General features: G+C 60.8%; 19 protein-coding genes. 12 read left to right on the top strand and 7 right to left on the bottom strand.

The window, feature by feature from the left end:
- Positions 1-40 precede the first annotated feature (40 nt).
- Positions 41-676 (bottom strand): lipoprotein insertase outer membrane protein LolB, encoded by a 636-nt coding sequence (lolB, locus tag KT71_RS15325; protein ID WP_008294447.1) that lies wholly within the window; start codon positions 674-676, stop codon positions 41-43.
- 80 nt (positions 677-756) lie between these two features.
- A complete protein-coding gene (locus tag KT71_RS15320) occupies positions 757-2,547 on the bottom strand; it encodes a tetratricopeptide repeat protein (RefSeq protein ID WP_008294448.1) in 1,791 nt (596 codons plus the stop codon).
- A gap of 222 nt (positions 2,548-2,769) precedes the next feature.
- On the opposite strand from KT71_RS15320, the gene hemA reads away from it, so the two are divergent.
- From hemA to rhlB, 6 genes are all read left to right on the top strand, one after another.
- Positions 2,770-4,206, top strand: a complete 1,437-nt coding sequence (hemA, locus tag KT71_RS15315; RefSeq protein ID WP_008294449.1) for a glutamyl-tRNA reductase — start codon at positions 2,770-2,772, stop codon at positions 4,204-4,206.
- A complete protein-coding gene (gene prfA, locus KT71_RS15310) occupies positions 4,203-5,288 on the top strand; it encodes a peptide chain release factor 1 (RefSeq protein WP_008294450.1) in 1,086 nt (361 codons plus the stop codon). Before hemA ends, prfA begins: the two co-directional genes overlap by 4 nt.
- Complete coding sequence (gene prmC / locus KT71_RS15305; protein ID WP_008294451.1) at positions 5,288-6,130, top strand: peptide chain release factor N(5)-glutamine methyltransferase; 843 nt, start codon at positions 5,288-5,290, stop codon at positions 6,128-6,130. Before prfA ends, prmC begins: the two co-directional genes overlap by 1 nt.
- On the top strand, positions 6,124-6,894 hold the full coding sequence (locus KT71_RS15300; protein ID WP_008294452.1) for a HesA/MoeB/ThiF family protein: 771 nt from the start codon (positions 6,124-6,126) through the stop codon (positions 6,892-6,894). The genes prmC and KT71_RS15300 overlap by 7 nt, the downstream gene beginning before the upstream one ends.
- A gap of 160 nt (positions 6,895-7,054) precedes the next feature.
- Positions 7,055-7,639: an HvfX family Cu-binding RiPP maturation protein gene (locus tag KT71_RS15295; RefSeq protein WP_008294453.1), complete on the top strand. Its 585-nt coding sequence runs from the start codon at positions 7,055-7,057 to the stop codon at positions 7,637-7,639.
- A 57-nt stretch (positions 7,640-7,696) separates the two neighbouring features.
- Entirely contained in the window at positions 7,697-8,980 is a 1,284-nt protein-coding gene (gene rhlB, locus KT71_RS15290; RefSeq protein WP_008294454.1) for an ATP-dependent RNA helicase RhlB, read from the top strand.
- 375 nt (positions 8,981-9,355) lie between these two features.
- Here the strand turns inward: rhlB and cysZ are convergent, their stop codons facing one another.
- Entirely contained in the window at positions 9,356-10,084 is a 729-nt protein-coding gene (cysZ, locus tag KT71_RS15285) for a sulfate transporter CysZ (protein ID WP_008294456.1), read from the bottom strand.
- A 213-nt stretch (positions 10,085-10,297) separates the two neighbouring features.
- Here cysZ and smrA point away from each other — a divergent pair, with 213 nt between their 5' ends.
- Complete coding sequence (smrA, locus tag KT71_RS15280; protein ID WP_008294457.1) at positions 10,298-10,903, top strand: DNA endonuclease SmrA; 606 nt, start codon at positions 10,298-10,300, stop codon at positions 10,901-10,903.
- Between the two features lie 12 nt (positions 10,904-10,915).
- On the opposite strand, the gene KT71_RS15275 is transcribed toward smrA, so the two are convergent.
- From KT71_RS15275 to gatC, 4 genes are read right to left on the bottom strand one after another with little or no spacing between them, the layout of a single operon-like run.
- Positions 10,916-11,206: a PA4642 family protein gene (locus KT71_RS15275; protein ID WP_008294459.1), complete on the bottom strand. Its 291-nt coding sequence runs from the start codon at positions 11,204-11,206 to the stop codon at positions 10,916-10,918.
- Positions 11,207-11,235: 29 nt separating this feature from the next.
- A complete protein-coding gene (gene gatB / locus KT71_RS15270) occupies positions 11,236-12,690 on the bottom strand; it encodes an Asp-tRNA(Asn)/Glu-tRNA(Gln) amidotransferase subunit GatB (protein WP_008294460.1) in 1,455 nt (484 codons plus the stop codon).
- Positions 12,687-14,150, bottom strand: coding sequence for an Asp-tRNA(Asn)/Glu-tRNA(Gln) amidotransferase subunit GatA (gatA, locus tag KT71_RS15265; RefSeq protein ID WP_040363329.1), 1,464 nt, complete (start codon positions 14,148-14,150; stop codon positions 12,687-12,689). Before gatA ends, gatB begins: the two co-directional genes overlap by 4 nt.
- A 37-nt stretch (positions 14,151-14,187) precedes the next feature.
- Positions 14,188-14,475, bottom strand: a complete 288-nt coding sequence (gene gatC, locus KT71_RS15260; protein ID WP_008294462.1) for an Asp-tRNA(Asn)/Glu-tRNA(Gln) amidotransferase subunit GatC — start codon at positions 14,473-14,475, stop codon at positions 14,188-14,190.
- 324 nt (positions 14,476-14,799) lie between these two features.
- Here gatC and KT71_RS15255 point away from each other — a divergent pair, with 324 nt between their 5' ends.
- The 5 genes from KT71_RS15255 to rng are packed head-to-tail and all read left to right on the top strand — an operon-like array spanning position 14,800 to position 19,269.
- A complete protein-coding gene (locus tag KT71_RS15255) occupies positions 14,800-15,837 on the top strand; it encodes a rod shape-determining protein (protein WP_008294463.1) in 1,038 nt (345 codons plus the stop codon).
- A gap of 31 nt (positions 15,838-15,868) precedes the next feature.
- Entirely contained in the window at positions 15,869-16,744 is an 876-nt protein-coding gene (gene mreC, locus KT71_RS15250; protein WP_008294464.1) for a rod shape-determining protein MreC, read from the top strand.
- A complete protein-coding gene (gene mreD / locus KT71_RS15245) occupies positions 16,737-17,222 on the top strand; it encodes a rod shape-determining protein MreD (protein ID WP_008294465.1) in 486 nt (161 codons plus the stop codon). The genes mreC and mreD overlap by 8 nt, the downstream gene beginning before the upstream one ends.
- Entirely contained in the window at positions 17,222-17,818 is a 597-nt protein-coding gene (locus KT71_RS15240) for a Maf family protein (RefSeq protein ID WP_008294466.1), read from the top strand. The genes mreD and KT71_RS15240 overlap by 1 nt, the downstream gene beginning before the upstream one ends.
- Complete coding sequence (gene rng, locus KT71_RS15235; protein WP_008294467.1) at positions 17,815-19,269, top strand: ribonuclease G; 1,455 nt, start codon at positions 17,815-17,817, stop codon at positions 19,267-19,269. The genes KT71_RS15240 and rng overlap by 4 nt, the downstream gene beginning before the upstream one ends.
- Positions 19,270-19,288 lie beyond the last annotated feature (19 nt).

Raw genomic sequence — 19,288 nt, 5'->3', positions numbered from 1 at the left:
AAAAAATAGCGCATTAAGACGTGCATTGAACTTGGCTCTGCTAAGGCTCCCATGCCCGCAAGATGATTCTCAGAGTGAGCCCGCTATCGGGCGCCGACAAATTCAAGCGCGACGGCAGCGCCAGGCCCGGACTCAGTTCCTGTGCCTCGCGATACTCATCGTATTCCACGACCCAGCCGTTCTGTTCAATGCGCGTTGCCAGGGCATTCTCGGTCTCAAGGTCTGCTGTAGCTATCGCGGGGTCGGGCACGCCGCGCAGCCAGTGCTGAATGGAATTCACGGGCACGGGAAGCAGCTGGCCTCCCGATAGCCAGGGCGCCGCATCCGCGGGATAAAGCCGCTCGATGCCATCGCGCTTCACGCGCAGGAGGGCGCCCTCGTTGCGTATTTCCGTGCTCCCCACGCCCATGGGACCCGACAGTCTCAGGCTGCTCTGCCCGCCGGTCTGTTGCCAGTCAAGATTCGCGCTGCCGGCATCGTCCGGCAGGCGATAGGCGACCTTGCCGCGGACACGCCAGTTTTCCAGCGTGCCAATGACGGCCTGTCGCTCTGCCCAGCGGGCCTCCTCACTCAGCTGTCCGGTCTCCGGCGGAGGAGGCGCAGGCCGCGGGGGTGCCGGTAGGGTGGAGCATCCGCTGATCAGGGCTAAAACCAGCGCTAGAAACAGGGCGGGCATTGCGACGGGCGCGCCTGTCGCGGTAATTCCAGCTGTCGCGGTAATCGCAGGCGTCGCAGGTATCGCGGGTACCACAGCTATCAGGAGTCGGCGTCGGCTTGGAGGCTGATACCGAGGCGAGTGAGGGTTTCGTTGAGTACCCCGTGCTGAGGGTCTTTCACTAGGGCGGCACGCCATACTGTCATAGCGCCCGTGGTATTGCCAATCGCCCATAGCACTTCTCCCAGGTGGGCAGCGACCTCGGGATCCGGGAAGGCGGCATAAGCGCGGGTCAGATACTCCTTCGCGTTCTCCAAATCACCGTGGTGATAAAGAACCCACCCCATGCTGTCGAGAATGGATGGCTCGTTGGGTGACAGGGCCAGGGCCTTTTCGATCAGTACTCTGGCCTCGTCATAGCGGTCCGTGCTGTTGGCCAGAGTGTAACCCAAAGCGTTAAGGGCGGTGGCATTATCCGGGTCCCGCTCGATAATGTCCCGCAGGTCCGTTTCTGCAGCAGCGATATTCCCCGCTTTCTCATGGGCGACGGAGCGGGCATAACGCAGGTTGTCGGACTCAGGAAACTCGTCGATGGCGCGGTTCAGTAGCTCCAGACCCTTCTCGTCGTGATCAGTCTCGCTGTAGATGTTGGCCTCCAGGGCATAAAGCTGCTCTTTGCGCGGAGGGTAGCTCTGCCGCAGGCGATCCATGTAATCCGCCAGCTCCTGCTCCCGGCCTTCGGCAACCTGAATCTGGGCAATGCTGATGGTGGCCTTCATGAGTTCGGCGCCATCGCCTACCTGCTGAAACAGCTGTATCGCCTCGTCGAGATCATCTTCGCTGCGGGCAATCTGACCGAGGAACAGATAAGCCTCGTCTCTGCGCTGGTTCAGGGCAATAATTTGTTGGAGATAGCCCTTTGCTGCCTCATTGTCCTCGAGTTCGTGACTGATAAGGGCAAGAGAGAAGAGCAGGTCCGCGTTGTGGGGTGCTTCCGCGGAGAGAATCTCAAACTGCTCCCGCGCTGCCGCCATGTCCTGGCTTGCAAGAAGTCGGGCATATTGGAGGCGCAGTTCGGTTCGCGTCGGATCCACGTCCAGCGCTTCTTCCATGCGCGCCAGGGGCTCGTCGATTCCCTCGGCGAGGTTGAGCTTGGCTTCCAGAATCAGCGCCTGCCGCTGATAGGGTTTAAGGGCAAACACCGGCGCCAGACGCGCCCGGGTGGTGGCAGCGTCACCGCGCTCCTCCGCCATCAGGGCGTGGGTAAGCCGCAAGGACACATCGTCCCCGAGGTCATCATCGAGGAGCGCCTGGGTGTCGCTGTCCAGCCCCAGCTGATCGGCAGGGCGCAGCGCCTTGTAGCGATTCAGCAATACGGGAAACTTGGCCTTCTCTCCGGCTCGGGCCACGGTTGCCAGATAGGGCAGGGCCTCCCGGTTGCGCCCCTGACGTGCCAGGAGAGTCGCCAGGGTGCCATTGGCTTCTATGTTGTCGGGCTCCAGGGCAACCCACAGGCGTACCGCCCGAAAAGCTTCGCGCTCGCGCTGCAGATATTGCGCGAGGTGCGTGGCATGAGCGCTTACCGCGGGGTCCTGAAGAACGTCCGCCTGCTCCAGATAGGTGTTGAGCGCCGTATCAAAGTCACGACGTCGCAGAGCAAATTCAGCCAGCAATAAGGGGTAAACCGATGCTTCGGGAATGGGTCGCTCAGGCACCGGTGGGGGCGGGGGTTCTTTGACCGCATCCGTTGCCGCTGCCACTACGGGATCGTCGGAGTTGGGTTCTGCGGTGTCGACCATGCGATCCGTGCCGGCGCAGCCTCCCACCAGCGCGAGGCTCGAGAGCAGCGCGGGGATAAGAAAGAGACGGCGAAAAGAAGCGTGCGAGAACATAGAAAAAACCAAAATAGTATGGCGGAATAATGACACAGTGAGACAGTGAAACCCACGCCGCGTTCGATCCGCCGGCTTCATGGTGCCAGGTGCCCCCGCTCTACAGGTTCTCCCGGGTGTGCTGCTGTATAAAAAAGCGGCACATTAAGCCTGCGATTTTTTGTTTATGCTGCTAGAATCCACTCCGAAGGCGACTGACAAGTAAACTGGACACTTTCCACTGTGAACCTCATAGCACTGGGCATTAATCATAACTCCGCACACGTCGATGTGCGCGAGCGTGTTGCCTTTGCGCCGGAACAGGTGTCCGAAGCCATGAACGATGTCTGCCGCTCGGCGGAGATCGACGAGGTTGTCGTACTTTCTACCTGCAATCGCACGGAACTCTACGCCGTAGCGCCGCCTTCGAAGCCCCTGGACGAAAAGGCCCGGGAGCTCATCGACTGGATGGCGAACTATCATCACCTTTCCGCAGATGATCTGCGCGGCGCGGCCTATCACCACGAAGGTGAAGCAGCGCTGAGACATATGGTGCATGTGGCCGCGGGCCTGGATTCCATGGTTCTTGGCGAGCCGCAGATTTTTGGTCAGCTGAAATCAGCCTATGCCGTTGCGAATGATGCGGGCACCGTGGGCAGTGAACTCGGCCGATTGTTTCCCCGCGTATTCTCCATCGCCAAAAAAGTGCGTACGGATACCGCCATTGGCGAAAACCCTGTGTCCGTGGCCTTCGCCGCGGTGGACGTGGCGCGGCGTATCTTTACGGACCTCAGCGACTGTAATGCGCTATTGGTGGGTGCCGGCGAAACCATCGAGCTGGTGACCCGCCATCTTATCGAGGCGGGCGTGAGCAATATCGTCATTGCCAACCGGACCCTCGGGCGTGCCCGGGAGCTGGCCCAGCAGTTTGGTGCTGACGCCGTGCTCCTGGCGGAGATTCCCGACCATCTTCCCAAATCTGACATTGTCATTACCTCCACGGCCAGCCAACTGCCTATCATCGGTAAAGGCACGGTAGAGTCGGCGCTCAAGGCGCGACGTCACCGCCCCATGCTCATGGTCGATATTGCCGTTCCCCGAGATATCGAGCCTCAGGTCAGCGAGCTCCGGGATATCTACCTCTACAGCGTTGATGACCTCCGGCAGATTGTCGATGGCAATCTTCGCGCGCGTCAGCAGGAAGTCAGCAAAGCGGATGAGATCATCGCCCAGGGCATTGCCAGCGTGGGTGAGGAGCACCGTTCCCTGGCTGCAGTGGATCTGGTGAAGCAGTACCGCAAAGCTGCAGAGAGCGTAAGACAACGGGAGCTGGACAAAGCCCTCGCGTCCATCACGCGCGGCGACGATCCCCAGCAAGTGGTGGCGCAGCTCGCCCGGGCCATCACCAACAAGTTGATACACGCTCCGACCACGGGCCTCAAAAAAGCCAGTGCCGAAGGGCGTCACGATGTCCTGGGCCATGCTGCGCGGCTTCTGGATCTCAAGGCCGAGGCACCCGAGACCGCGGAGACTGCTTCGGGGCGAGCGCCGAAGACAGCGCCAGAAAAAGCCGCCACCGAGGCTGCCGACGATCTGACGGCGACCACGATCGCCAGCGTCGCCGTTGATGGCGTTACCGAGAGCGAGAGTCCCAGGACGCCCGGCCCCACCCTGCAGTGAAACCCTCATTGCTGCTCAAATTGGAGACGCTGTCCGAGCGTCATGAAGAGGTCTCGGCCCTGCTCGGCGACCCCGGCGTCATCTCTGATCAGGACCAGTTTCGTCGCTTGTCCCGGGAGTTTTCGGAGCTGGAAACCGTCGTCAAGTGTTTTGGCGAGTATCAGGAACTGCAGGGCGATCTCGAAGCCGCGGAATCGATGCTCGCGGACGATGATGCCGACATGCGGGAAATGGCAAAGACCGAAATCAGCGAGGGCGAAGCGCGGCGCGAGGCTTTGGAAGCCGAGCTGCAGTTGCTCCTCCTGCCCCGGGATCCCAAGGACAGCCACAACGTGTTTCTGGAAATTCGCGCAGGCACCGGCGGCGACGAAGCCGCTATTTTCTCCGGCGATCTCCAGCGAATGTACAGCCGTTTTGCCGAGCGCCAGGGATGGCGTATCGAGGTGCTCTCGGAGCGCCCCGGCGAACACGGCGGATACAAGGAAATCATCAGTCGCATTGAAGGCAGCGATGTCTACGCCTATCTCAAATTCGAGTCCGGCGCCCACCGGGTACAGCGGGTGCCCGAGACCGAGTCCCAGGGACGTATTCACACCTCTGCCTGCACCGTTGCGATTCTCGCCGAGCCCGAGGAGCTGGAGGCCGTGGAAATCAACAAGGCGGACCTGCGCGTTGACACCTACCGCGCATCGGGTGCCGGCGGTCAGCACGTCAACAAAACCGATTCCGCCGTGCGCCTGACCCACCTGCCCACGGGTATTGTTGTGGAGTGCCAGGATGAGCGCTCCCAGCACAAGAACCGGGCCCGGGCCATGTCGCTGCTCCAGGCCAAACTCGACAGCGTTGCGGAAGAATCCCAGGCCAGCGAGCAGGCAGAACAGCGGCGGAATCTCGTGGGCACGGGGGATCGCTCAGACCGCATCCGAACCTATAACTTCCCCCAGGGACGCGTCACGGACCACCGCATCAATCTGACACTGTACAAGCTTGACGAAGTCATGGCCGGCGATATGGAGGCGGTGCTGGGTCCTCTTCGCCAGGAGCATCAGGCCGATCAGCTGGCGGCCATGTCCGGACAGTAATGGCCACCGTTGAGCAGTTACTTGCCGAGAGCACAGCGTTGGCAGGTGACGAAGCGCAACGGGAAGCCCAGGTGCTTTTGTGCGCCGCCCTTAAAAAACCCCGAAGTTATCTTGTTGCCTGGCCCGATGCCGAGGTGGAGGCGTCCGCTGCGGAGCACTATCGGCACTTGCTCGCTCAGCGCGCGTCGGGGATCCCCGTGGCCTATCTCCTGGGCGAGCGGGAGTTCTGGTCCCTGACTCTGCGCGTAAATGACGCCACTCTGATCCCGCGCCCGGACACGGAGCTCCTTGTTGAACAGGCCCTGAAACTGGATTTGTCCCCCGGGGCCTCTGTGCTCGATCTCGGCACGGGGTCCGGGGCCATCGCCCTGGCGCTGGCATCGGAGCGTCCCCGTTGGCAAATCACCGGCGTGGAGCACAGCCCCGAGGCGCTGGAGATCGCCCGGACCAACGGCAAACGACTGGGTCTGAAGGATGTAGCCTTTCATCGCAGCGATTGGTTTACCGCTGTCCGGGGGCAACGCTTTGATCTCATTGTCAGCAACCCTCCGTATATCGCAGAGAGCGATGGGCATTTGAGTAGCGGTGATCTGCGCTTTGAACCGCGCTCGGCGCTGGTTTCGGGGGCTGATGGATTGGATGATATCCGTCACATCATTGCCGAGGCACCGACCTGGCTTGAGCCCCGTGGACGCCTGCTCCTGGAGCATGGCTTCGAGCAGGGATCGACGGTGCGGGCTTTGCTATCGACGAGAGGCTTCACCGCTGTTGCAAGCGCTGAGGATCTTGCAGGACATGAACGCGTCAGTAGTGGCGTCTGGCAGGGAGAAGGTCTGTGCTGAGCGATCGGGAACTGGAGCAGTACAGTCGGCAACTGATGTTGCCGGATTTCACCCTGGAGTATCAGGAGCTTCTGCGTGATGCCTGGGTGTTGGTGGTGGGCTGCGGCGGTCTGGGAAGTCCCCTTGCCATTTATCTCGCTGCGGCTGGTGTGGGACGTCTGATTCTTGCCGATGGCGATACCGTTGAGCGTACGAACCTCCATCGTCAGATCCTCCACGGCGAGGGCGATATCGGCAGGTCCAAGGCGGCGTCGGCGGCGGCGCTCATCAGCGCTCACTATCCCGATTGCCGCGTCTCCCAGTTCACGGAACGACTCGAAGACGAAGCGCTTGCTCAGGCGGTGAACTCGGTGCAGCTGGTCGCCGATGGCACGGATAATTACCCCACGCGCTTTGCCCTCAACCGCGCCTGCATCCGCGCCGGAAAGCCCCTCGTGTCTGCAGCAGCCGCACGCTCCGAGGGGCAGCTCGCCACCTTCGATGTGGCTGGCGGTGGCGCCTGCTACCGCTGCCTGTATCCCCGGGAGGGCGCTGCCACGGCGCTTTCCTGCCGGGACAACGGCGTTTTGGGGCCCGTAGTGGGGGTGCTGGGCACGCTTCAGGCTCTGGAGGTCATCAAAGTGCTCACGGGGTGGGGGGAGTCCCTGCGATCCAGGGTGCTCATGCTTGATCTCAAGACCTATGCCCAGAGCATCATTCAGGTAGAGCGTCGCGCCGACTGTCCCGATTGTGGCGAGGGCCTGGGCAGCGGCTTCGGTTTTTAAAGCGTCGAAAAATCACGGAACGCTCCGTGCAGCGCGTGGTCTGAATGACTGGCGGTAGGACACTTGCGTGCTCAGCCATATGTCGACTTGGCATGCGTCACTGCGGTGATGCGTCTAATCGTCAAATGACAGCCCCTCAAAGTCCGGGAGGACAGCAGTAGTGAGTTCATGGGTTCAGGGATTTGGCCGGTTTCAGGAAGCTTTCTTCGGGCGTCTTGCCCATCTTGACGGACTGGCGCCCCTGGCCCTGCGTCTGTATCTGGTGCCGGTGCTCTGGATGGCGGGCACGCAAAAAATCGCGGGCATGGAAAACACCATCGAGTGGTTTGGAAATGCGGAGTACGGTCTGGGCTTACCGTTTCCTGTAATGCTCGCCTACCTCGCTGCTTATTCCGAGGCCATCGGGGCCCTGTTATTGCTCCTGGGGCTGGCGACGCGCTGGATTTCCATTCCCCTGATCGTTGTGATGCTGGTGGCAATTTTTGCCGTGCACTGGGATCACGGCTGGGCGGCTATCGCTGACTCCAGCGTGCCCGAGGTGGCCCAGCGTCTGGGAGCGGCCCGGGATTTGCTCCGGGAACACGGGAATTACAGCTGGCTCACGGAGCGCGGCGATTTTGTCATCCTCAACAACGGGATCGAACTCGCCGTGACCTATCTGCTCATGCTCCTGACCCTGCTTTTTACCGGCGGCGGTCGCTATGTGAGCGTCGATTACTACCTGGGGCGCCTGTTTAATCGCTGATCAATTATTCGCCAAAAATGCTAGACTGCGCGCCTAAATTTTCAGGTAGATATTCCTTTGACCAGTTCCAAACGATCCCAGCACTCCTCTCGTAGCGGTTCCTCAAAAGACGGCAAGGCAGCCAACGGCAAGGCTGCATCCTCCTGGAGCGTCGATGAATTCGATGTGGCGCCGGAAGAGGGCAAAACCCGTTTTCATGATTTAGACCTGCACCCGACCCTGATGCACGGGATTGCCGAAATCGGTTTCGAGTATTGCTCACCGATCCAGGCCCAGATTCTCCCGCACACACTCCAGGGGCACGACGCGATCGGCAAGGCGCAAACCGGTACGGGTAAGACCGCGGCGTTCCTGATCACCATCTTTGATGACCTCCTCAAACATCCCCATGAGGGAGAGCGGTTTCTGGGCGAGCCCCGGGCTTTGGTGATTGCGCCCACGCGGGAGCTGGTAATGCAGATCGCGGCGGATGCCGAGGATCTGGGCAAGCACACGGGCTTGAACACCTGCACCCTCATCGGCGGGATGGACTATCAGAAACAGTTAAATCAGTTGGGTCGCGAGGTGGTGGATCTGGTGGTTGCGACGCCGGGTCGACTTATCGACTTCACGGGGCGGCGCGATCTGGTGCTGGACCAGGTCGAGGTGCTGGTGCTTGACGAGGCGGACCGCATGCTCGATATGGGCTTTATCCCCCAGGTAAAGCGTATTGTGCGCCAGACTCCCCATAAGGATTACCGTCAGACGCTGCTGTTCTCCGCAACCTTTACCCAGGACATTATTAACCTGTCCCAACAGTGGACCACCGATGCCATTACCATCGAGATCGAGCCCGATCACGTGGCAACGGATTCCGTGGATCAGCGCATCTATCTGGCGAGCAGCGAGGAGCGTTTCCGGATTCTGGTCAACCTCCTGCGCAGCGATGATGCGAGCTCGGTCATCGTCTTCGCTAATCGCCGGGATCAGGTGCGTCGCCTCTTCGAGCGTCTCCGCAAGGCCAGCATCACCTGCGGCATGCTCAGCGGCGAGATCGCCCAGGCCAAGCGCACCAAGACCCTGGATCAGTTCAAGAAGGGGGAGATCTCTGTGCTGGTTGCCACGGATGTGGCGGGTCGGGGTATTCACGTTGATGGCGTGACCCACGTGGTTAACTACAACCTCCCTGAAGATCCCGAAGACTATGTGCACCGCATCGGTCGCACGGGTCGCGCGGGCGCCAGCGGCACCTCCATCAGCTTTGCCAGTGAGGACGACGCCTTCCTGCTACCGGACCTTGAAGCGCTGCTTGGTGAGCCCGTGGTGTGTGAGCATCCACCGGCGGAGTTGTTGTCGCGCTAAGAGCATTCTTGAGACCGTGCATTAAAAGGCATGGGTCGAGCTAGGGTCGCATGAGGGGGGAGGTGATCCGGTTGTTATGGTGCTTTGGCTTGTGCCGCGCCGCGTTAAGGTTTTCGCGGACCGCCAAAAAGCGTCATCCATGACAGGCTCGGCGCTCGCCATCCATGGCTCGCGACGTCCGCGCAAACCTTAACGCGGCACAGCAAAAGCCCTGACAGATCGCCACGATGTCCCGTGTCCGCGAAAGCGTTAATGCGGCGCGGCACAGGCCTTCGCAAACCTCAACTTTTCCTTGCCCGAGATGATCTTGCAGCGCGTAGCTTTGTTCTCCGAAGTACCGTTTTGGCAGCTTAAATAAAACAGGCCAAAGTGAGACTACCGAAGCTCCTCGACGTACAGAATCGTCGCGCCGACAACGGCGGCGGGCACTACAAAGAAGTTGACGATGGGCACGCTGGCCAGGGCCGCGACTATGCCGCCAAAACCGAGGCTGGAGAGGCGGCGGTCGCTGACAGCGATGCGTACGTCTTTGAAGCTGAATTGGTGATTGTCCATGGGATAGTCAACAAACTGCAGGCTCATCATCCACGCGCCAAGGAGTAGCCAGAGCAAGGGTGCGACAGCGTTCACGGCGGGAATGAAGCTGATGATCAGCACCATGGAGGCCATGGGGATGTAGTACACAAGTTTGGCCAGTTCCCGGAAGATGCCCCGTGGCACGCCCATCAGGGCGGCGCCCAGGCCCTCCAGGCCCTGTACCGGCTGGCCGGTGATCAGCTCTTCGGCTTTTTCCGCCAGGAGGGCATTGAACGGCGAGGCGATGAGGAGGGCCACGGCGGTAAACAGGTAGCCGGTCACCAGGGCCACAGTCAGGCCGATGATGGGCCAGAGAATCCACTCCAGGAATGACAGCCACTCGGGCAGCCATGCCATCCAGCTGTTTACCCAGTCGATGAGATTGCTGAGACCCCAGCCGATCAGCGAGCCAAAGATGATGACGTTGATAGTCAGGGGCACCAGGACAAAGGGCCTGAGTTTTGGGTGACTGAGCATCTTGCCGCCGCGAATAAGACAGCCGGCTCCGTAAAGAGGATCGCCTTCCAATGTTCTTCCTGATCTGTGTGTCTGCTTGTCTGCGTATTTTAACGCGAGCACAATGCTGTGTGCGGGGCTTAGGCCCTTAGTGCGTTGGGGCGAGTGCCCTGTGCGACCAGACGGCGACGCCGTGACACCCCAGGAGCCCGGCGGGCATGACTTTCTCGAGAGGGCCCGCTCCAGGCGTGTGCCGGTAGACCACAGATTCAGGAGGCGGCGACAATGCAGGATGATGACGACTTCCTCAGCGAGATGGGGGATGTGACCCCGTTAAAGACCGAGACACGGGTCCGGCGTGGTCGCTCCGCGACGGACAAAACCCTCGTGGAGCTGCGCCGTGAGGCTGCGGTCACGGAACGGGGCAGGGATAGCAACCCCCTGGCCGACGAGGGCGTTAAGCCCCTGGATCCCTGGTACGTGCTGGAATTCAAGCGCCCCGGTATCCAGAACGGCGTTTATCGCAAACTGAAAAAAGGCAGCTATGCCGCTGAGGCGCGGCTGGATATGCACCGTATGAACGTGCAGCGTGCGCGGCGGGAGATTTACGGTTTTATCAACGAATGTCACGAGCTGGGTTTGCGCAGCGTGCTCATCGTTCACGGGAAGGGTGAGCGCAGCCCCAACAGTGAGGCGGTGGGCATCCTCAAGGGCTTTGTGGATCATTGGTTGCGGGAACTGGCACCGGTGCAGGCCTTTCACAGCGCGCCTCCCAACCTCGGGGGAACCGGAGCCGTGCTGGTGCTACTGGCGAAAAGCGAAGAGAAAAAGCGTGAAAACCGTGAGCGCTTTATGCGGGGCCGGGTGCCCTACGAGCAGGGCTCGACCTGAGGATTCGTTGTGCTATTTCGCGCCGTGGGCTCTCAGGGTCTCGGCGTAAGCGATGCCGTAGCGGTGCTCGCTGACTTCCTCCAGCAGCGTCTTACCCTCGCGCCCCCGGGCGTTGATGTCCCGTCCCGCATTGCAAAACAGGGGGATAAACCGCGCAAAATCCGCATCGCGCATGCTCTGGTAGGCCCGAAGGAGCAGCTGAAAGTCGGCGTTATCGCCATCACCGGGGCGGGGTTCCAGAAAGCTGGCGACCCGTTCGTCGTCCCACTGTTCATCTAAAACTTTGACTTTGTCTTTACGCATGCTGTGTGTCCTGAACGCTAGCGTTGCATCTAGCTGTCGTCGGCCTCGAGGCGAGGGATCAGTAACTCATTCACCATTTGCGGGTTCGCCTGCCCCTTGGAGGCCTTCATGATCTGCCCCACAAAGAAGCCGCTGAGTTTTTTGCGCTTGGCAGGATCCGCGGCGCGGTATTGGGCGACTTGATCCGGATTGTCGGCAACCACCTGATCCACCATGGCCGCCAGAGCGCCGCTATCGGACACCTGCTTTAAGCCGCGGGCGTCGATGATCGCATCGGCGTCTCCCTCACCGTTCCACATGGCCTCAAACACCTCTTTGGCGATTTTGCCTGAGATGGTCTGGTCCTTTATCCGCAGGATAAGGCCGCCAAGGTGCTCCGCGGCAACGGGACAGGACTGAATCGATTGATCTTCGGCATTGAGTGCCGCCAGCAGTTCGCCCTGAATCCAGTTCGCGGCGAGCTTCGGGTCACCGCTGGCCTTGGCGGTGGCTTCAAAATAGTCCGCGACGTCGCGCTCATCCGTAAGCACACCGGCGTCATACTCCGAAAGGCCGTATTCGTCCTGGAATCGTGCCCACCGCGCCCGGGGGAGCTCCGGGAGCGACGCTTTGATTTCTGCAATATCCTCGTCATCCAGGATCACCGGCAGCAGGTCGGGCTCGGGGAAGTAGCGGTAGTCGTTGGCGACTTCCTTACTGCGCATGGAACGCGTTTCGTCGCGGTCTGCATCATAGAGGCGCGTTTCCTGAACGATGCTGCCGCCATCATCGAGAATGTCTTCCTGGCGAATGCGCTCGCAGCGGATCGCCTTCTCCACAAAGCGGAAAGAGTTCACGTTCTTGATTTCTGTGCGTGTGCCCAGGGTGTCGCTGTCCGCGGGTCGCAGGGAGAGATTCACATCGCAGCGCATGGAGCCTTCGGCCATATTCCCGTCGGAAATGCCCAGATAGGTCACCAGGCTGTGGAGCGCCTTGAGAAAAGCCACGGCCTGTTCGCCGCTGCGAAAATCCGGTTCCGTGACGATTTCCAGCAGTGGCGTTCCGGCGCGATTCAGATCAATGCCTGTCATGCCATGGAAGTCTTCGTGGAGAGACTTTCCCGCGTCTTCTTCAAGATGCGCGCGGGTTATCCCCACGGTGCTTTCGGAACCATCGGGGAGTTTAAAGCTGAAGCGGCCGGTGCCCACGATGGGCTCCGCAAACTGACTGATCTGGTAGCCCTTGGGAAGGTCGGGGTAAAAGTAATTTTTGCGATCAAAGGCCGAACGCTTACCGATCTCGGCATCAATCGCCAGTCCGAACATGACCGCGTAACGCACCGCCTGCTTATTAAGCACGGGCAACATGCCCGGCATGGCCAGATCGACGGCATTCGCCTGGGTATTGGGCTCCGCGCCAAAGGTGGTGGGACTGCCGGAGAAAATCTTTGAGCGGGTGGCAAGCTGCAGATGGACTTCCAGCCCGATAACCATCTCACGGCTCATGGGTGTGGCTCCTGCCCGGGCAGCTGTCGGTGCCAGTCACTGCGCAGCTGGAATTGGTGAGCTGCTGCCAGGAGCCGCGCCTCGTCAAAATGCTGACCGATGAGCTGTAGGCCCACGGGGAGGTGGTCACTGAATCCCGCGGGAAGACTCATGGCGGGGAGTCCCGCAAGATTCACGGAGAGCGTGTAGATATCTTCGAGATACATCGCCGTTGGATCGCTGGTTTTTGCGCCGAGTTTAAAAGCTACCCCCGGGGTGGTAGGGCCGGCGATGATATCGACGCTCTCGAACGCCGTGGCAAAGTCACCGGCGATGAGGCGGCGCACCTGCTGGGCTTTTTTGTAATAGGCATCGTAATACCCCGAGGACAGGGCGTAGGTGCCGACGAGTATCCGACGCTGCACCTCGTCGCCAAAGCCCTCTTCGCGACTGCGGGTGTAGAGATCCTCCAGATCGACGGGGTCCTGGCAGCGGTGGCCGTAGCGCACGCCGTCATAGCGGGAGAGATTGGTGGACGCTTCCGCCGGCGCGATCACGTAGTACGCGGGTATGGACAGGGCGGTGCGGGGGAGGGATATCTCTTTAAGTGTAGCGCCCATGGCTTCGAATTCTTTGAGCGCAGCGTCAATGACGGCGGCCACATCGTTGTTCAGGCCCTCGCCAAAATATTCCCTGGGCACCCCGATGCGCAGTCCTTCCATAGAATGCTGCTGCAGTCCCCCTACATAGTCTTGCGGGGGCCGCTGGACCGAGGTGGAATCCCGGGGATCGTGAGCTGCCATGGCGCCCAGAAGCAGCGCACAGTCCTCGGCGCTGCGAGCCATGGGGCCACCCTGATCGAGACTGGAGGCGTAGGCAATCATGCCCAGCCGCGAGACCAGTCCGTAGGTGGGCTTCAGGCCGGTAATGCCGCAGAAGGCGGCGGGCTGGCGGATGGAGCCTCCCGTATCGGTGCCCGTCGCCGCAGCGACGAGGCCCCCTGCGATGGCAGCGGCGGACCCGCCGGACGAACCGCCGGGTACTCGCGACCTGTCCCAGGGGTTTGCGCAGGCCCCGTAAAAGCTGTTCTCGTTGGATGAGCCCATGGCGAACTCATCCATGTTTGTTTTGCCAATGAGCACGGCACCCGCTTCTCGGAAGCGCGCCACCACCGTCGCATCATAGGGTGGTGCAAAGCCATCGAGCATGCGCGATCCGCAGCTGGTGCGCAGCCCCCGGGTACAGAAGATATCCTTGTGAGCGATGGGTATGCCCGTGAGAGGGCCGGCGTCGCCCCGGGCGATGCGGGCATCGGCTTCCCGGGCCTCCCGCAGAGCGCCTTCGGCGTCCACGGTGATAAAGCTGTTCAGCCCGCCGTCCAGGGCGTCGATGCGCGCCAGCGCAGCTTCCGTGAGCGCCACGCTGGAGGTCTCGCCCTGTGCCAGGGCGGCCCCTAGCTCTGCGAGGCTGCGGGTGTCCATGGCTGTATCCGTCCCGGTGGTCATCTGCGTCGCCATCTCAGTCGACTACCCGTGGTACCAGATAAAGGCCGTTTTCCGTGAGGGGCGCGGTGCTCTGGAGGGAGTCGCGCTGGTTGCTCTCGGTCACGACGTCGTCGCGGAGAGTCTGTCGGGCGTCGAGAGGATTCGCCATGGGCTCTACGCCATCCGTGGGCGCTGCCTGAAGCTGCTCAAAAAGGTCGAGGATGGCATTGAAGTTCCCCGTGAGCGCGGGGAGCTCATCTTCTTCCACGCGCAGGCGCGCAAGCTGTGCGATTTCTCGAATGGTGTCGCCGGATACGGACATGGCTCTATCTGTTGTTTTGTCGGGGTTGAACCTCGGAGAGCGCCGCACCATACAACATTTGTTTCTTGCCCAACACCCCCGCGATTGATAACCTTGCGCGCCATAGTGACGCTAATTAGAAACGCCGGCTTGAGCGCGTAAAACGCGAGTAGACAGGCCTTTGCGAGACTAGATAAACGCCGGTGACGCTACGCAACGGCCGGTGACACCAGATAATCGACGCGAGGCATCACCGGCGACATGTTGCGACAGGGGTTTGGCAGCGGTCTCGACCGCGAGTATCTTCACCTTCCATATTTGCCTTCATTCAGGTAACAGACTTTCATGCTGAAAAAATTGCGTGGCATGTTCTCAAACGATCTCTCCATCGATCTCGGAACAGCCAACACCCTGATTTACGTGCGCGGTCAGGGCATTGTTCTCGACGAGCCCTCGGTGGTTGCCATTCGCATCCACAACGGGCAGAAAACCATTGAAGCGGTCGGCACCGAGGCCAAGCGCATGCTTGGCCGGACCCCGGGGAATATCACGGCCATCAGACCCCTGAAAGACGGCGTTATTGCAGACTTTCAGGTCACGGAAAAAATGCTCCAACACTTTATCGCCAAGGTGCATGAGACCCGGTTTATTCGCCCCAGCCCCCGTGTACTGGTCTGCGTGCCCTGCAAATCGACCCAGGTGGAGCGGCGCGCTATTCGTGAATCCGCGCTCTCCGCGGGTGCCCGGGAAGTGCGGCTCATCGAAGAGCCCATGGCAGCGGCTATCGGCGCAGGGCTGGAGGTCGATGAGGCCGCTGGCTGCATGGTGGTGGACGTGGGCGGTGGCACCACGGAAATCGCCATCATCTCCCTCAATGGCGTGGTGTACTCCGATTCTATCCGCCTCGGCGGGGATCGTTTTGATGAAGCGATCGTCGCCTATGTGCGCCGGCGCTACGGCACGCTCATCGGCGATTCCACGGCAGAGAAAATCAAGCAGGAAGTGGGTTGTGCCTTTGCCGGTAGCGAGCTTCGGGAAATAGACGTTCGCGGCCGCAACCTGGCGGAAGGTGTGCCACGGAGCTTTACCCTCAACAGCGACGAAATTCTCGAGTCGCTCCAGGATCCCCTGTCGTCCATCGTGCAATCCGTGAAGTCCGCACTGGAGCAGTCGCCGCCGGAATTGGCCGCCGACATCGCCGAGAGCGGCATCGTCCTGACCGGGGGCGGCGCGCTCCTTCGGGACCTGGATCGGCTTATCGCGTCAGAAACGGGTCTTCCCGTGGTCGTGGCCGAGGATCCCCTCACCTGTGTAGCCCGTGGTGGCGGTATGGCCATGGAACGTATGGACCGCCATACGATAGAATTGCTGTCTACGGAGTAATCGCGGGCGGCATAAGCATTGCCCGCTTTGGGTGCTGCTAATCAAGCCGCTTTTTATACAGGAATCCAATCTCGGTCTCAGGCTTGTGCTGGGGCTCGTGCTCGTGGGCGCGCTGCTGTTGGCGGATCTGCGCTACAGCGGTCTCGCCACGGTGCGCTCCGGAATCGATACACTCCTTACCCCCATCTATCTCATTGCAGATATTCCCTCCGCGATCAGCGACTGGCAGGACAACAACATCCTCTCCCGGCGAAGTCTCCTGGAGGATAACGACCGGCTGCGGCGCGAAAACCTGGTGCTTCAGGGGCGCTCCCAGCAGCTTGCCTCCATGCAGGCGGATAACGCCCGCCTGCGGGCACTTCTGAATTCCACGGCGCTCCTGCGCGATGATGTGCTCGTGAGCGAGATCATTGGTGTGTCGCCCGACCCCGTGCGTCACCAGTTAGTCCTGGACAAGGGAGCGGAGGCCGACGTGTATCTCGGACAACCTCTCATCGATGCCCAGGGCCTCATGGGGCAGGTAGTAGAAGTGGGGATGACCACGTCACGGGTGCTGCTGGTAACCGACCCCCGCCATTCCGTGCCGGTGCAGGTAAACCGCAATGGGGTGCGAGCGGTAGCGGAGGGTGTCGGTTCCCTGGATCAGATGGCGGTGAACCACGTTACGGCGACCACGGACATCCAGGCGGGGGATCTTCTGGTCACCTCGGGTCTGGGGGGGCGGTTTCCCATTGGCTATCCCGTCGCGGTGGTGTCTGCCGTGGAGCGTAATCCCGGCGAAGCTTTTGCACGGATTTCTGCGACCCCCACGGCCGCCCTGGATCGCGCCCGTCACGTTCTCCTGGTGTTCAGTCAACTGCCTGACATTGAGCCTGTTCTGAAACCCGAGGCCGCGCCGAGTGAGTGAGCGCATGAACGCCTATTGGGTGATTCTGGCCTCATTACTTTTTGCCGCGGTGCTCGCGGTGATTCCTCTCACAAGAGCGCTCCTGTGGTGGCGCCCCGAATGGATCCTCCTGGTGCTCGTTTACTGGACCATCGCTCTGCCTCACCGCGTGGGACTGGTAACGGCACTCGTTGTTGGTCTCTTTGTGGATGTGATGGAGGGCGCGGTCATTGGGCAGAACATGCTGTCCCTGTCCGTGGTGGTGACCCTGGCAGGTCTGATGTATCAGCGTCTGCGCGTCTTTACCCTGGTACAGCAGTCCTCCGTGATTTTTCTCCTTGCCGGGCTCCACCAACTGATTACCCAATGGTTGCAGGGACTCCAGGGCGGAGCCGTACCGGGATTCGGTTTTCTTTTTCCCGCCCTGAGCACGGCCCTGCTGTGGCCTCTCCTCATGCCCCTGCTGCGCGAACTCCGTCGCAGCTACAAGGTGCATTGATGTCCACGCCGGAGCCGACCCTGGTATTGGGTTCCGCGAGCCCCCGTCGGACCGAGCTTCTTCAGCAGCTGGGACTGGCGTTTACCGTCTGTCCCGCGGATATCGACGAAACCCCGTTTTCCGACGAGGCACCCCGGGACTACGTGGAGCGCATGGCGCGGGAAAAATCCGCAGCGCTGGACCTGAAAGAATCCACGGTTCTCCTCACCGCGGATACAAGCGTCGTCCTCGAGGAACAAAGCCTGGGGAAGCCTGAGAATAAAGATCATGCCCGCGCCATGCTCACAGCGCTCAGCGGGAGAAGCCACGAAGTGCTTACCGCGGTGTGCGCGAGAGACCCCGCACGCAGCGAGGTGATTGTGGTGCGGACCGTCGTTGAGTTTGGTGAGTTATCCGGGCGCTTGATTGATGACTATCTGGCAACGGATGAGCCCTGGGATAAAGCAGGAGCCTATGCGCTCCAGGGTTTGGGCGGTAGCTTTGTCCGTCGCGTGGAGGGCAGCGTGAGTAATGTCATTGGCCTGCCGCTTTTTGAGCTGCGAGAACTGTTACAGCGCTTTGGTCTCGTGCCGGTGCTCGGGAAGGACGCGGCGTGAATGCGGAAATCCTCGTAAACGTCACCCCCATGGAGGCGCGGGTTGCCGTTGTGGAGAACGGCGCTGCTCAGGACGTTTACATAGAGCGTCAGGCGAGCCGTGGCACCGTAGGGAATATCTATGCGGGGCGTGTCGTCCGGGTGCTCCCGGGTATGCAGGCCGCTTTTGTCGACTTTGGCTTCGAGCGCAGTGGGTTTCTCCATCTGAGCGATGTTCTCGGCGTGGGCACCCTCACCGATGAGCGTATTGCCGATCATCTCCGCGAGGGGCAGATGGTTACGGTGCAGGTGGTAAAGGATCCCATCAGCAAAAAAGGCGCGCGCCTCACCAGCCAGCTCTCCGTGTCCACCCGCTACCTGGTGTACATGCCTAAGAGCGACCACCTGGGCATCTCCCAACGCATTGATGAGGTCGAGGAGCGGGCCAGGCTTCAGGCAGTGCTCACCGCGGCCCTGGAGTCCGAGTCCATGACCGGGGGCGGTTTCATAGTGAGAACCGCCGCAGAGGGTGCCGGGGAGAGCGAGATCCTCGCGGATCTTCGCTTTCTCAAGCGCCTCTGGGCCGTGGTGTCACGGCGGGTATCGGAGGCTCGGGGTCCCGAATTGCTGTATGAGGATCTGCCCCTGCAGCTGCGCGCCGTGCGGGACCTGGCGCGGCCGGGGGTCCAGCGCATTCTGGTGGACAGCCACGATAACTATGGAGTGCTGAATGATTTCTGTCTCAAGTACATGCCGGAGGTTGCCGATCTTGTGGAGCTCTACGAGGGCGAGCGACCGATTTTTGATCTTCATGGCGTAGAAGAAGATATACAGCGCGCCCTTGCCCGGGTGGTGCCCCTGAAAAGTGGCGGGCACCTGGTGATTGATCAGACCGAAGCCATGACCACCATCGATGTGAATACGGGATCCTTCGTGGGACGGCGAAACCAGGAAGAGACGCTGTTCAAGACCAATCTTGAAGCGGTGAGCGTCCTTGCCAGGCAGCTACGTCTGCGCAACCTTGGCGGCATCATTATCGTGGACTTTATTGACATGAGCGACGGGGAGCATCGCAGGCAGGTGCATCGCGCGCTGGAAAAAGCCATGTCCCGGGATCCGGCGAGGAACAAGATCAGCGGTGTGTCAGCGCTGGGTCTCATTGAAATGACCCGCAAGCGCAGTCGTGAAAGTCTGGAACGTACCCTTTGCGAAGACTGTCCAAATTGCGAGGGTAGAGGTGTATTAAAATCGGCGGAGACGGTGTGCTACGAAATTCTCCGGGAGATTATGCGCGATGCGCGGGCCTACGAAACCGGCGGACTGCTGGTGCTGGCCTCCCAGGCCGTGGTGGAGCGTCTCCTCGATGAGGAGTCTGCACACGTGGGCGACCTCGAATCATTTATCGAGCGTAGCATCAGCTTTCGGGCGGAGCCCGATTACACGCAGGAGCAATTCGATATTGTGTTGCTATAGCAGGCAGCCAGGCGACTAG

It is taken from the genome of Congregibacter litoralis KT71 (assembly GCF_000153125.2).
Classification (GTDB): domain Bacteria; phylum Pseudomonadota; class Gammaproteobacteria; order Pseudomonadales; family Halieaceae; genus Congregibacter; species Congregibacter litoralis.
Note: the sequence above shows the minus strand (reverse complement) of the source record. Positions and strands in the feature narration are given on the sequence as shown.